This window comes from Streptomyces sp. SID8374, assembly GCF_009865135.1.
Classification (GTDB): domain Bacteria; phylum Actinomycetota; class Actinomycetes; order Streptomycetales; family Streptomycetaceae; genus Streptomyces.
Genome location: NZ_WWGH01000001.1, coordinates 571,951 through 585,257 on the forward strand (window position 1 = coordinate 571,951; position 13,307 = coordinate 585,257).

Here is a 13,307-nt window from a genome sequence, read left to right on the forward strand (position 1 = left end):
GAAGGATTTCTCATGACCGACAACCACGAGTCGCATGTCTTCGATCCCGTCACCCCGGATTCGCCTGAGACGGCCGTCCCGGAGGTGCCCGAGGCGCAGGCGAGCGGGTGCCCCGTGGCCCACGGCCGCGCGCCGCACCCCACTCAGGGCGGGGGAAACCGCCAGTGGTGGCCGGACCGCCTCAACCTGAAGATCCTCGCCAAGAACCCCGCCGTGGCGAACCCGCTCGGCGAGGACTTCGACTACGCGGCCGCGTTCCAGGCACTCGACCTGCCCGCGGTGAAACGGGACATCGCCGAGGTGCTCACCACCTCGCAGGGCTGGTGGCCCGCCGACTTCGGCAACTACGGACCGCTGATGGTCCGGATGGCCTGGCACAGCGCCGGCACGTACCGCATCAGCGACGGCCGCGGTGGTGCGGGCGCCGGTCAGCAGCGCTTCGCCCCGCTGAACAGCTGGCCGGACAACGGCAACCTGGACAAGGCCCGCCGACTGCTGTGGCCGGTCAAGAAGAAGTACGGCCAGGCGCTGTCCTGGGCCGACCTGCTGATCCTCACCGGCAACGTCGCCCTGGAGACCATGGGCCTGAAGACCTTCGGCTTCGCCGGCGGCCGCGAGGACGTCTGGGAGTCGGAGGAGGACGTCTACTGGGGCCCCGAGACCACCTGGCTGGACGACGAGCGCTACACCGGCGACCGTGAGCTGGAGAACCCGCTCGGCGCGGTCCAGATGGGCCTGATCTACGTCAACCCCGAGGGCCCCAACGGCAACCCGGACCCGATCGCGGCCGCCCGCGACATCCGCGAGACCTTCCGCCGGATGGCGATGAACGACGAGGAGACCGTCGCCCTCATCGCCGGTGGCCACACCTTCGGCAAGACGCACGGCGCGGGCCCGGCCGAGAGCGTCGGCGCGGACCCCGAGGGCGCCCCGCTGGAGGAGCAGGGCCTCGGCTGGCGCAGCTCGTACAAGTCGGGCAAGGGCGGGGACGCCATCACCAGCGGTCTGGAGGTGACCTGGACCAGCACGCCGACGCAGTGGGGCAACGAGTTCTTCCACAACCTCTTCGCGTACGAGTACGAGCTGACCGAGTCCCCGGCCGGTGCCAAGCAGTGGATCGCCAAGGACGCAGAGGCGACCATCCCGGACGCGCACGACGCGTCGAAGAAGCACAAGCCGCAGATGCTCACCACCGACCTGTCGCTGCGCTTCGACCCGGCGTACGAGCAGATCTCGCGCCGCTTCCACGAGAACCCGGAGGAGTTCGCGGACGCCTTCGCCCGCGCCTGGTACAAGCTGACGCACCGCGACATGGGCCCGATCCAGCGCTACCTGGGCCCGGAGGTCCCCTCCGAGGTGCTGCTGTGGCAGGACCCGCTGCCCGCGCGCACCGAGGAGCCGCTGAACGCCGCGGAGATCGCCGCCCTCAAGGAGCAGGTGCTCGCCACGGACCTGACGGTGGCGCAGCTGGTCTCGGCCGCCTGGGCCTCGGCCGCGTCCTTCCGCGGCAGCGACAAGCGCGGCGGCGCCAACGGCGCCCGGGTCCGTCTGGAGCCGCAGCGCGGCTGGGAGGCGAACGACCCGGACGAGCTGGCCCAGGTCCTGCGCGCCCTGGAGGGCATCCAGGAGTCCTTCAACGCCAAGGGCGGGAAGAAGGTCTCGCTGGCCGACCTGATCATCCTCGCGGGCAACGCGGCCGTCGAGCAGGCGGCCAAGGACGCCGGCGTCGAGGTCGAGGTGCCGTTCACCGGGGGCCGGGTCGACGCCACGCAGGACCAGACGGACGTCGAGTCCTTCGCCGCCCTGGAGCCCGCGTACGACGGCTTCCGCAACTACGTCGGCAAGGGCACCCGCCTGCCGGCCGAGTACCTGCTGCTGGACCGGGCCAACCTGCTGACGCTGAGCGCCCCGGAGACCACGGTCCTGGTGGGCGGTCTGCGTGTGCTGGGCGCCAACACCGGCGGCTCGAAGCATGGCGTCCTCACCGACCGCCCGGGCACGCTGACCAACGACTTCTTCGTGAACCTGCTGGACCTGGGGCTCACCTGGAAGTCGACGTCGGAGGCGCAGGACGAGTTCGAGGCCCGCGACGCGTCCGGCAAGGTCAAGTGGACCGGCACCCGCGCCGACCTGGTCTTCGGCTCGAACTCCGAGCTCCGCGCCCTCGCCGAGGTCTACGCGAGCGACGACGCGCGGCAGAAGTTCGTGACGGACTTCGTCGCGGCCTGGACGAAGGTCACGAACCTGGACCGCTTCGACCTGGTCTGATCACTCCGGCTGAGGGGCCGGTGCATACGCGCACCGGCCCCTCAGCCCCTCCGCAGGACAAGGGCGGCTCGGGCGGTGTCCGGAGCCGCCCTTTGCGCGCCGCCCCGTCCCGGTTCCCTCGGTTTGGTACCTTTCACTGACACGTAAATCGATCGGATGTTCGTTTTTGGGATCTCCGAAACGTCCGTTGTCGGCAGTAGACGCCCACGTTCTCCGACGTGCGGCGGGCCTCTCAATCGGACCGGGTGAACCGCATGGCAGGAACGGACCACGAGAAGGCGCTGGACACCGCGCTCGCACAGATCGAGCGGAAGTTCGGCAAGGGTGCGGTGATGCGCCTCGGTGAGCGGCCCAACGAGCCCATCGAGGTGATCCCCACGGGATCGACGGCCCTGGACGTGGCCCTCGGCGTCGGCGGGCTGCCGCGTGGCCGTGTGGTGGAGGTGTACGGGCCGGAGTCCTCCGGTAAGACGACGCTGACACTGCACGCCGTGGCGAACGCGCAGAAGCTCGGCGGTTCGGTGGCGTTCATCGACGCCGAGCACGCGCTGGACCCCGAGTACGCCAAGAAGCTCGGCGTCGACACCGACAACCTGATCCTGTCCCAGCCGGACAACGGTGAGCAGGCGCTGGAGATCACCGACATCCTCATCCGCTCCGGCGCGATCGACCTGATCGTGATCGACTCCGTCGCGGCCCTGGTGCCCCGCGCCGAGATCGAGGGCGAGATGGGCGACTCGCACATGGGCCTCCAGGCCCGACTGATGAGCCAGGCCCTCCGCAAGATCACCAGCGCCCTCAGCCAGACGAGGACCACGGCGATCTTCATCAACCAGCTGCGCGAGAAGATCGGGGTGATGTTCGGCTCGCCGGAGACCACGACCGGTGGCCGGGCGCTGAAGTTCTACGCCTCGGTGCGTCTGGACATCCGGCGGATCGAGACGCTGAAGGACGGGACCGACGCGGTCGGCAACCGGACCCGCGTCAAGGTCGTGAAGAACAAGGTGGCCCCGCCGTTCAAGCAGGCGGAGTTCGACATCCTCTACGGGCAGGGCATCAGCCGTGAGGGCGGGCTGATCGACATGGGCGTGGAGCACGGCTTCGTCCGCAAGGCCGGCGCCTGGTACACGTACGAGGGCGACCAGCTCGGCCAGGGCAAGGAGAACGCCCGCAACTTCCTCAAGGACAACCCCGACCTCGCCAACGAGATCGAGAAGAAGATCCTCGAGAAGCTGGGCGTCGGCGTCCACCCGGAGGCCGAGTCCGCCGAGGCCGCCCCGGCCCCCGTTGACGTCCGCCCCTCGGCGGGAACCGCCGCCTGACAGACAGGGGGGCGGGCAGGCCGGCCACCACCGCGAGCAGGACGGGGCCGGGAAGCGACGGGCGCTGCGCACCAAGACTGCTCTACGGATCAGCAAACGCCCCCAATAACGCAACCCGGCCACTCTGTTAACCCGGTTCAGTTATGCTGAGCCCCCGGAACACCGGTACCAGCCGCCCCACCCCCGGCGGCGCGCAGGGCCGTCACTTCGGAAGGGTCCCCATCGATGACGCCACACGTCCAGGACGAGTACGGCACCCAGGAGGCGGGCGGACTCGACGACGAACTCGCCCTGGAGCGCGCGTACGTCGCGATGTGCGGCGAGGCCATGACCCATCAGGTGGACGAGGCCCAGGACCAGGTCGTCGCGGGCGAGGACGTGTCGGGTGACGGTGCGAGCGCCGAGGCGCTCGGACGCTACCTGCGGACCCGCGCACGGCAGATGGCGGAGGAGCCCGACAGCCCGCTGTTCTTCGGCCGACTCGACTTCGAGGACTCCGACGAGGCGGGCGACCACCGGCGGCAGCGGTACTACATCGGCCGCAGGCGGGTCTCGGAACATCCAGCCGCACCGCCCCTGGTGATCGACTGGCGCGCGCCGGTCTCACGGACGTACTACCAGGCCAGCGCCCTGGAGCCGCGCGAAGTGGCGGTGCGGCGGCGCTTCGGCTGGGCGCCGTGGAGCCACGGCGCCCCGGAGGACCTCACCGGGCTGGAGGACGAGCGCCTCGACCACTCCCGGGACCACGACGGCGCGGCGAGTGCCATCGTCGCCGCCGAGATCGAGCGCCCCCGTCTGGGCCCGATGCAGGACATCGTCGCCACCATCCAGCCGGAACAGGACGACCTGGTCCGCAGCGAGTTGAACGAGTCGGTCTGCGTGCAGGGCGCGCCGGGCAGCGGCAAGACGGCCGTCGGCCTGCACCGCGCCGCCTATCTCCTCTACACCTTCCCCGAGCGGTTGCAGCGCAGCGGTCTGCTGATCATCGGCCCGAACCGGACCTTCCTGCGCTACATCTCGGAGGTGCTGCCCTCGCTCGGCGAGATCGGCATCGCCCAGCTCACCGTGGAGGACGTGGTTGCCAGGCACCCTGTCCGGCGGGTGGACGGGACGGAGGTCGGCGTCCTGAAGCACAGCGACCGTATGGCCACGGTCCTGGAGCGCGCCCTGTACGCCCGGGTCAGGCACCCCGAGGAGTCCATCGCGGTCACCGACGGCTCGTACCGCTGGCGGGTCGGCTCATGGGATCTGGCCCAGGTCATCGACGAGGTGCGGGGCATGGGGGTGCCGTACGGGGTGGGCCGCGAGCATGTGCGCTCGCGGGTGGTGACACTGATCCAGCAGCAGGCCGAGCGGCGGGCCGGCCCCAAGAGCGTCACGTGGGCCCGGAAGATCGGCCGTTCGAAGCCGATCGCGGCACTGCTGGAGGCCGCGTGGCCGGTGGCGCGTCCGGAGGAGGTCGTGGCCGCGCTGCTCAGCGACCCGGCGGTCATGGAGGAGGCGGCGGACGGTGTGTTCGACGCCGCCGAGCAACGGGCCCTGCTGTGGGCGAAGCCCCCGAGGTCGGACCGGAGTGCCACCTGGTCGGTCGAGGACATGCTGCTCCTGGACGAGGTCGCGGGGCTCATCGAACGCCCCGAGGGCTTCGGCCATGTGGTGGTGGACGAGGCCCAGGACCTGTCGCCGATGCAATGCCGGGCGATCGCCCGGCGCAGCGCGTTCGGCTCCCTCACGGTCCTGGGTGATCTGGCCCAGGCCACGGCGCCCTGGTCGGCACGGAGCTGGCAGGAGCAGTTGACGTACCTGGGCAAGGAGCAGGCCACGGTCACCCCCCTGACCACCGGCTTCCGGGTCCCGGCCACGATCATGGAGCTGGCCAACCGTTTGGTGGGCGCCCTCCGGGTGGATGTGCCGCCGGCCCGTTCGCTGCGCCACGACGGCGAGTTGACGGTCAGCGCGGTCGACGACCTGGCGACCGCCACCGTGTCCGCCGTCCACGCGGCCCTCGATCGCGAAGGGTCGGTCGCCGTCATCACCGCCGACGACGCGGTGGCCGCCACCTCGGCGGTCCTGCGCGAGGCGGGCGTCGAGACAGCGACCGCCGAGGAGGTCGGCACGGCCGCCCGCGTGACCGTGCTGCCGGCGACGGTCGTCAAGGGGCTCGAGTACGACCATGTCGTCGTGGTGGAGCCGGCCGCGATCGTCGAATCCGAACCGCGCGGACTGCACCGGCTGTACGTCGTGGTGACGCGTGCGGTGTCCCGTCTCGACATCCTGCACGCCCGGCCGCTACCGGAACCGCTCACTGACAAAGGCCGACGCACATTCCACAACCAAGCCACTTAAGCAACTCAGTCACCTGATTGCCCGAGTAAGGACGGTGCTACGGTGGCCGGGTGAATGCACCCATGGGCTTGCGGGAGCGCAAGAAGCAGCGAACGAGAGAGACGATCTCCGACACGGCGATCGCGCTCTTCCTGGAGCATGGATTCGACCAGGTCTCGGTCGTCGACATCGCGGCCGTGGCCGAAGTCTCCAAGCCCACGCTGTTCAGGTACTTCCCCACCAAGGAGGACCTGGTCGTCCATCGGTTCGCCGACCACCAGGGAGCGAGCAGCGCCGTCGTGGCCGGGCGGCCGCCGGGGGTGTCCCCCCTCGCCGCCCTGCACCAGCACTTCCTGGACGGGCTCGCGGCCCGGGACCCCATCACGGGGCTCAACGACGACGAAGAGGTCCTGGCCTTCCACCGCCTCGTCTACTCAACCCCGAGCCTGGTCGCGCGCGTCGGCGAATACCTGGCCCAGGCCGAGGAGGCGCTGGCCCGGGCCCTGGCCGACGCTCTCGATTCGGTCCGCGAGATCACCCCCGCCCTGCTGGCCGGCCAGGTGATCGCCACGGAGCGCATCCTGGCGTCGGTGAACTGGCGGCGCATCGTCGCCGGCCGGTCCGCCGACGAGCTCTACCCCGAGGCGGTGGCCGACGCCGACCACGCCTACGCCCTGCTCTCTCACGACCCGGCCGGGGCCGCCCCGCCGAAGTGAGCCCTCCGCGGTGGCCAGGGGGCCGCCACCCGGAGGCGGAACCGCTCTCCCCGGATGGGCGCGTTGTCGACGTACGGGACGGTCTCGTCGATCAGCCGGTCAAGCCGGGCGCCGCCCCGGGGCGGCGCCCACCACCGTGAGCAGGTCCACGACGAAGATCAGCGTCGAGTGCGCCGGGATCGACGCGGAAGGCGACTGCTTGCCGTAACCGAGACACGGGGGAACGACGATCTCGCGCCGGCCGCCCGCCTTCATCCCCCTCACCCCCCGGTCCAGGCCCCTGACGACCTTGCCGCCGCCCACGGCGAACTTGTACGGCCGGCCGGACTCCCAGGAGGAGTCGAACTCCCTCCCGGACGCGAACGTCACCCCTACGTAGTGGACCTGCACGACTCCGCCCGGCCGCGCCTCGGACCCATCCCCGACCACGAGGTCCCGGATCGTCAGTTCGTCAGGCGCGTCGCCCTCCGGAACCTCGACCACCGGCTTCGTCAGTTCGCTCATCACGGTCCCCTCACTCGCCACCGGGCACCCTTCGCACAGGCCGACCGGACACACGGACCTTCCATGCGGCAGACGATCACGCTACGCCGGAGTCGCCTTTCGCCGTCCCACTAACCGAGGAAGCTCAACCGCACCTGGCGCTCCGGGTTGTCCCTGTTCGTGTCCACCAGGCACACCGACTGCCAGGTCCCCAGCTCCAGCGCTCCCCCGATCACCGGCAGGGTGGCGTGGGGCGGGACGAGGGCGGGGAGTACGTGGTCGCGGCCGTGGCCCGGGCTGCCGTGGCGGTGCTGCCAGCGGTCGTCCGCCGGGAGCAGGTGGTGGAGGGCGGCCAGGAGGTCGTCGTCGCTGCCCGCGCCCGTCTCCAGGATCGCGATGCCCGCGGTGGCGTGGGGGACGAAGATGTTCAGGAGGCCGTCCCGGCCGGGCGCCGCCCGGGTGAGGAACTCCTCGCACTCCCGGGTCAGGTCCAGGACGCGCTCGCTCGCACCCGTGGTGATGTTCAGGACAGTGGTGGTGAAGGAATCGGACATGGCTCCATCTTCCCTTCCGGAGGGCGAGATCACACGTCCACCCTCCGAGACGCCATTGACCGTGTCCTGACCGGATGACTACGTTCATCGCCATGTTCCGATCAGCTCTGCTCACCTCGCGCGGTCACATCGACCTGCTGCGGGTGGCATCCGCCGCGTGTTGTCGCGGCTGCTGACGTTCCCTCAGCGCCCTTCGCGCCTCTTCTGACCGGGCCTCCCCGCCCGCTCCCGCCCCCTGTCGGCCGCGCCTTCGCCTTCCCCGTCACGCGTCCGTCCGGGCTGCTTCGGCCTGTCGACAGCCGGGGTCCGCCGCCTCCGAGCCACCGGTCTCCTGACGTGGTCGGGGCGCCGGGACTCCCGGGCGTTCCTGGTGTCCTGGCCCGCGGGCCGGGCGCAGCCGCCGTCGTGGGGCCGGGCGGAGTGGTGAGCCGTGTCAGCGTCGCCGATCACCGTCTCCGTACGACCTTCCGTGGAGCCCCCATGACCATCAGCCACGCACCGCCCGATCTGTCCGACGGCCTGGAGAAGGCCCCGGCCTCCGGCAGCAGCCGTACGCCTCCCGACCTGGAGCCGATCGTCCCGGCATCCGTGCGCCGGGCGCGGCTGCGGTCCGTGCCCCGGTGGCTGCGGCGCACCGTGGGGCCGCTGCTGCTGCTCGCGCTCTGGCAGGTCTTCAGCGCCACGGGGGTGCTGCACCCCGATGTGCTCGCCTCGCCCGGAACCATCGCCCGTGCGGGGGGCGATCTGATCGCCGACGGGACCCTTCCCGCCGCCATGGGCGTCTCGCTCCAGCGGGTGGCCGTGGGGCTGGTGCTCGGCGGGGTCGTCGGGACGGCGCTCGCGCTGGTCTCCGGGCTCTCGCGGCTCGGCGAGGACCTCGTCGACGCGACCGTACAGATGCTGCGCACCGTCCCCTGGGTGGGGCTGATCCCGCTGTTCATCATCTGGCTCGGGATCGGTGAGGCGCCCAAGGTGGCGCTCATCGCGCTCGGGGTCGCCTTTCATCTGTATCTCAATGTGTATGCGGGGATTCGGGGTGTCGACGCCCAACTCATCGAAGCCGGTGAGTCGTTGGGGCTCAACCGGTGGGGGCTCGTACGTCATGTGGTGCTGCCGGGGGCGTTGCCCGGGGCCATGACCGGGCTGCGTTACTCGCTGGCCACCGCCTGGCTCGCGCTCGTCTTCGGCGAGTCCATCAACGCCGATGCCGGGATCGGGTTCCTGATGAACCAGGCCCGGGAGTTCTTCCGGACCGACGTGATCGTCGTCTGCCTCGTCGTGTACGCCTTCCTCGGCCTCACCGCCGACGTCATCGTCCGGACCCTCGAAAGGCTGCTGCTGCAATGGCGACCGACCTTCACCGGCCAGTGACCGCCCCGGCCCCCTCCCCCACCGGGGAGCCCGAAGCCGCCGTACGGGTCGAAGGGCTCACCCGGGCCTTCGACGGGCGTGCCGTCATCGACGGTCTCGATCTCACCCTGAAAGCCGGGGAGTTCACCGCGCTGCTGGGACGCAGCGGTTGCGGAAAGTCGACCCTGCTGCGCGTGCTGGCGGGACTCGACCGCGAGATAGCGGGGACAGTTCTGGTGCCCCGTCGCCGTGCCGTGTCCTTCCAGGCGCCGCGCCTGATGCCCTGGAAGCGGGTCTGGCGCAATGTCCTGCTGGGGCTGCCCGGGAAGCCCGAACGGGCCCTGGCCGAGAAGGCGTTGGCGGAGGTCGGGCTGACCGACCGGGCGGGCGCCTGGCCCAAGACGCTCTCCGGCGGTGAGGCCCAACGCGCCTCCCTGGCGCGTGCGTTGGTACGGGAGCCCGATCTGCTCCTCCTCGACGAGCCGTTCGGCGCACTGGACGCGCTGACCCGGATCAAGGCGCAGCAGCTCGTCGCGGAGCTCTGGCAGCGGCGCGGCTGCGCGGTCCTCCTGGTCACCCATGACGTGGACGAGGCGCTGCTGCTGGCCGACCGGGTGCTGGTGATGCGGGACGGCGGCATCGCGTACGACACGTCCGTCGGCCTGGACCGCCCGCGCGGGGTCGGCGCCCCCGGCTTCGCGGGCCTGCGTTCGCGGCTGCTGAGCGAGCTCGGCGTCGAGGACGGCGGTGCCGCCGACGCCGAGGCCGAGGCAGACCCGCAACAGCAAACGGCCGCCGCCGCGCACTCGGACGTATGACACCCCTGACCACCCGCTCCCTTCCCCGAGCATCACGGAGAACCACCATGAAACGCCGCCCCCTGCCCGCCCTGCTCCTTCCGCTCGCCCTGCTCCTCGCCGCCTGCGGTGGCGGCGCTTCGTCCACGGGGGCGGGCGGAGGCAGCACCGACGGCAAGGGCAGCGTGACGCTCAACGTCGGTGACCAGAAGGGTGGTTACGAGGCGATCCTGCGGGCCTCCGGAGAACTCGACGACCTGGACTACCGCGTCAAATGGTCCACCTTCACCTCCGGCCCACCGCTGCTGGAGGCCGTGAGCGCCGGGGCCGTGGACATCGGAGGGGTGGGCAACACCCCGCCCGTCTTCGCCGCCGGTTCGGACTCGAACATCGTCGTCGTGGGCGCGAGCCACGGTTCGTCGGCCGGTGAGGCCATCGTCGTCCCGAAGGACTCGCCGCTGAAGAAGCCGGAGCAGCTCAAGGGGAAGTCCGTCGCCGTGGCGCAGGGCAGTTCGGCCCACTTCCAGCTGGTCGCCTCGCTCAAGGAGGCCGGTCTCTCCATCAAGGACGTGAAGCTCAACTACCTCCAGCCCGCTGACGCGTTGGCCGCGTTCAGCCGGGGCAAGGTGGACGCCTGGGCGATCTGGGACCCGTACACCTCGCAGATCCTGCGGGCGGGCAACGCCCGGGTGCTGACGACCGGCGAGGGTGTCGTCAACGGCCTCGCTTTCCAGGTCGCTTCGCCCGCTGCGCTCAAGGACAAGCAGAAGTCGAAGGCCCTCGGTGATCTGCTCGTCCGGCTGGAGCGGGCGCAGAACTGGGTCTTCGAGCACCCGGAGGAGTGGGCGAAGGTGTGGGCCAAGGAGACCGGGCTCCCCTACGAGGTGGCGCTGGACGCCGTGAAGCTCACCTACGGCACCCGCGTCCCCGTGGCCATCGACGACGCCGTCATCGCCTCCGAGCAGCAGATCGCCGACACGTTCGCCGCACTCAAGCTGATCCCAAGGCGGTTCGACTTCAAGGACTACGTCGACACCCGCTTCAACCGGAACCTCCCGCCGTCCTCCACCGCACCCCGCTCGTACGGAAAGGCCTCCTCATGAACGTCCATCTCCACTGGTTCCTGCCCACCGGCGGTGACGGCCGGACGCTCGTGGACCGGCACGCGTACACCGACGGCGGGATCAGGCGCGACCGGATCACCCCGGTGAGCGGGGTGCGCGCCCCGGACATCGAGTATCTGGCGCAGATCGCCAAGGCGGCCGAACAGCTGGGCTTCGAGGCCGTGTTGACGCCGACCGGCACATGGTGCGAGGACGCCTGGCTGACCACGGTGGCGCTCGCGCAGCACACCGAGCGGCTGAAGTTCCTGGTGGCCTTCCGGCCGGGGGTCATCTCGCCGGTGCTGGCAGCCCAGATGGCCGCCACCTACCAGCGGATCACCCGTGGGCGGCTGCTGCTCAACGTGGTGACCGGGGGCGATTCGACCGAACAGCGCCGGTTCGGCGACCACTTGGACCACGACCGGCGTTATGCGCGCACGGCGGAGTTCCTGTCGGTCGTCCGGGGTGCCTGGAGCGGGCAGCCGTACGACTTCGACGGCGAGCACTACCAGGTGGAGGGCGGGCTGACCGCGCTGCCGCCGGACCCGCTGCCGGAGATCTTCTTCGGCGGGTCCTCGGCGGCCGCCGGTCCGGTGGCCGCCGCCCACGCCGATGTCTATCTGACCTGGGGTGAGCCGCCGGCCCAGGTGAAGGAGAAGATCGACTGGATTCGCGGGCTCGCGGAGGAGCAGGGGCGTACGGTCCGGTTCGGTATCCGGCTGCACACCATTTCGCGTGACTCGTCGCGGGAGGCGTGGGCGACGGCCGACCGGCTGCTGGACGACCTGGACGCGGACACGATCGCGGCGGCCCAGCAGGCGCTGGGGAAGAGCGAGTCGGTCGGGCAGCAGCGGATGCTGGCGCTGCACGGCGGTTCGCGGGACAAGCTGGAGATCGCGCCGAACCTGTGGGCGGGCGTCGGCCTGGTGCGCGGCGGGGCCGGGACCGCGCTGGTGGGCAGTCATGCGGAGGTGGCCGACCGGATTGAGGAGTACCACGCGCTGGGGGTGGAGCACTTCGTGCTCTCGGGCTATCCGCATCTGGAAGAGGCGTACTGGTTCGGTGAGGGCGTGACGCCCGAGCTGGCCCGGCGCGGGCTGCTGTCGACCGTTCCGGCGTCCCCGCGGCTGGGGGCGCCCGGCACCGAATCGCGGACGGCTCCGGCTTCCGGCGGGGCGCCGCTGCTGCTGGCCGGAGGGCGCTGAGCCCCAGGGTGCGGCGAGCGGGGCGTCCGGGGAAGATCCTGGGCGCCCCGCGAGTTAGTAGAAACGTGAACATTACTGGGGTGCGCGAGCTGGACGTGGTCGTGATCGGCGCCGGGCAGGCGGGGCTGTCCGCCGCCCACCATCTGCGCCGCGTCGGTCTGGAACCGGACCGCGATTTCGTGGTGCTGGACCACGCGCCCCGGCCCGGCGGCGCCTGGCAGTTCCGCTGGCCCTCACTGACGTACGGCAAGGTCCATGGGATGCACGCGCTGCCGGGCATGGAGCTGACCGGCGCCGACCCCGACCGGCCCTCGTCCGAGGTCATCCGCGAATACTTCACGGCGTACGAGGAGCGCTTCGAGCTGCGCGTGCACCGGCCCGTCGAGGTGAGCGCCGTACGGGAGGGGAGCGGCGGACGGCTGCTCGTGGAGACCTCCGAGGGTACGTACGCCCCGCGCGCGCTGATCAACGCGACCGGCACCTGGGACCGGCCGTTCTGGCCGCGCTACCCGGGCCAGGAGACCTTCCGCGGGCGCCAGCTGCACACGGCGAACTACCCGGGGCCCGAGGAGTTCGCCGGGCAGCGGGTCATCGTGGTCGGGGGCGGCGCCTCCGGTACGCAGCACCTGATGGAGATCGCCGAGTACGCCGCCGAGACGTTCTGGGTGACCCGGCGCGAACCGGTCTTCCGCGACGAGCCGTTCACCGAGGAATGGGGGCGGGCGGCCGTGGCGATGGTGGAGGAGCGGGTCCGCCAGGGGCTTCCGCCGCAGAGCGTGGTGTCCGTGACCGGGCTGCCGGTCACCGACGCGGTGCGGCGCGCCCGTGAGCAGGGAGTGCTGGACCGGCTGCCGATGTTCGACCGGATCACGCCGACCGGGGTGGCCTGGGACGACGGCCGGAGCGTCGAGGCGGATGTGATCCTCTGGGCGACCGGCTTCCGGCCCGCCGTCGACCACCTGGCACCGCTCAAGCTGCGCGAGCCGGGCGGCGGCATCCGGGCGGAGAACACCCGGGCCGTACGGGATCGACGCGTCCATCTCGTCGGGTACGGGCCGTCCGCCAGTACCATCGGCGCCAACCGGGCCGGGCGCACCGCCGTACGGTCGGTGCTGCGGCTGCTGGAGGAGACCGGTGGCCGACGGAGCGTGGACGAGAAGGCCGGGGCGGTCGGCTGAGGGCCG

At 71.1% G+C, this 13,307-nt stretch carries 11 protein-coding genes; 9 read left to right on the forward strand and 2 right to left on the reverse strand.

Going from position 1 to position 13,307, the window contains the following annotated elements; translation table 11 throughout:
- Positions 1-12: 12 nt before the first annotated feature.
- From katG to GTY67_RS02530, 4 genes are all read left to right on the forward strand, one after another.
- Positions 13-2,268: a catalase/peroxidase HPI gene (katG, locus tag GTY67_RS02515; protein WP_161277618.1), complete on the forward strand. Its 2,256-nt coding sequence runs from the start codon at positions 13-15 to the stop codon at positions 2,266-2,268.
- Positions 2,269-2,522: 254 nt separating this feature from the next.
- Positions 2,523-3,590, forward strand: a complete 1,068-nt coding sequence (gene recA / locus GTY67_RS02520; RefSeq protein ID WP_161277619.1) for a recombinase RecA — start codon at positions 2,523-2,525, stop codon at positions 3,588-3,590.
- A 327-nt stretch (positions 3,591-3,917) separates the two neighbouring features.
- A complete protein-coding gene (locus GTY67_RS02525) occupies positions 3,918-5,936 on the forward strand; it encodes an AAA family ATPase (RefSeq protein WP_237502693.1) in 2,019 nt (672 codons plus the stop codon).
- 50 nt (positions 5,937-5,986) lie between these two features.
- Positions 5,987-6,631: a TetR family transcriptional regulator gene (locus GTY67_RS02530; protein WP_161277620.1), complete on the forward strand. Its 645-nt coding sequence runs from the start codon at positions 5,987-5,989 to the stop codon at positions 6,629-6,631.
- A 99-nt stretch (positions 6,632-6,730) separates the two neighbouring features.
- On the opposite strand, the gene GTY67_RS02535 is transcribed toward GTY67_RS02530, so the two are convergent.
- Together GTY67_RS02535 and GTY67_RS02540 are read right to left on the reverse strand one after the other, a co-directional pair.
- Positions 6,731-7,135, reverse strand: a complete 405-nt coding sequence (locus GTY67_RS02535; protein WP_161277621.1) for an FKBP-type peptidyl-prolyl cis-trans isomerase — start codon at positions 7,133-7,135, stop codon at positions 6,731-6,733.
- Positions 7,136-7,245: 110 nt separating this feature from the next.
- Positions 7,246-7,668, reverse strand: a complete 423-nt coding sequence (locus GTY67_RS02540; protein WP_161277622.1) for a YjbQ family protein — start codon at positions 7,666-7,668, stop codon at positions 7,246-7,248.
- Positions 7,669-8,148: 480 nt separating this feature from the next.
- Between GTY67_RS02540 and GTY67_RS02545 the strand changes: the two genes are divergently transcribed.
- From GTY67_RS02545 to GTY67_RS02565, 5 genes are all read left to right on the forward strand, one after another.
- Positions 8,149-9,039: an ABC transporter permease gene (locus tag GTY67_RS02545; RefSeq protein WP_161277623.1), complete on the forward strand. Its 891-nt coding sequence runs from the start codon at positions 8,149-8,151 to the stop codon at positions 9,037-9,039.
- Complete coding sequence (locus GTY67_RS02550; RefSeq protein WP_161277624.1) at positions 9,012-9,836, forward strand: ABC transporter ATP-binding protein; 825 nt, start codon at positions 9,012-9,014, stop codon at positions 9,834-9,836. Before GTY67_RS02545 ends, GTY67_RS02550 begins: the two co-directional genes overlap by 28 nt.
- Positions 9,837-9,883: 47 nt before the next feature.
- Positions 9,884-10,918, forward strand: coding sequence for an ABC transporter substrate-binding protein (locus tag GTY67_RS02555; RefSeq protein WP_161277625.1), 1,035 nt, complete (start codon positions 9,884-9,886; stop codon positions 10,916-10,918).
- Positions 10,915-12,123 carry an LLM class flavin-dependent oxidoreductase gene (locus GTY67_RS02560; RefSeq protein WP_161277626.1) on the forward strand — a complete coding sequence of 403 codons (1,209 nt, stop codon included), beginning with the start codon at positions 10,915-10,917 and terminating at the stop codon, positions 12,121-12,123. The genes GTY67_RS02555 and GTY67_RS02560 overlap by 4 nt, the downstream gene beginning before the upstream one ends.
- 80 nt (positions 12,124-12,203) lie before the next feature.
- Positions 12,204-13,301: an NAD(P)-binding domain-containing protein gene (locus GTY67_RS02565; RefSeq protein WP_343238635.1), complete on the forward strand. Its 1,098-nt coding sequence runs from the start codon at positions 12,204-12,206 to the stop codon at positions 13,299-13,301.
- Positions 13,302-13,307: the final 6 nt, after the last annotated feature.

Bases quoted from the DNA above. Each gene is read 5' to 3' on its own strand.
- katG (WP_161277618.1), top strand. From the start codon at position 13: ATGACCGACAACCACGAGTCGCATGTCTTCGATCCCGTCACCCCGGAT.
- recA (WP_161277619.1), top strand. From the start codon at position 2,523: ATGGCAGGAACGGACCACGAGAAGGCGCTGGACACCGCGCTCGCACAG.
- GTY67_RS02525 (WP_237502693.1), top strand. From the start codon at position 3,918: ATGACCCATCAGGTGGACGAGGCCCAGGACCAGGTCGTCGCGGGCGAG.
- GTY67_RS02535 (WP_161277621.1), bottom strand. From the start codon at position 7,135: ATGAGCGAACTGACGAAGCCGGTGGTCGAGGTTCCGGAGGGCGACGCG.
- GTY67_RS02540 (WP_161277622.1), bottom strand. From the start codon at position 7,668: ATGTCCGATTCCTTCACCACCACTGTCCTGAACATCACCACGGGTGCG.
- GTY67_RS02545 (WP_161277623.1), top strand. From the start codon at position 8,149: ATGACCATCAGCCACGCACCGCCCGATCTGTCCGACGGCCTGGAGAAG.
- GTY67_RS02550 (WP_161277624.1), top strand. From the start codon at position 9,012: ATGGCGACCGACCTTCACCGGCCAGTGACCGCCCCGGCCCCCTCCCCC.
- GTY67_RS02555 (WP_161277625.1), top strand. From the start codon at position 9,884: ATGAAACGCCGCCCCCTGCCCGCCCTGCTCCTTCCGCTCGCCCTGCTC.
- GTY67_RS02560 (WP_161277626.1), top strand. From the start codon at position 10,915: ATGAACGTCCATCTCCACTGGTTCCTGCCCACCGGCGGTGACGGCCGG.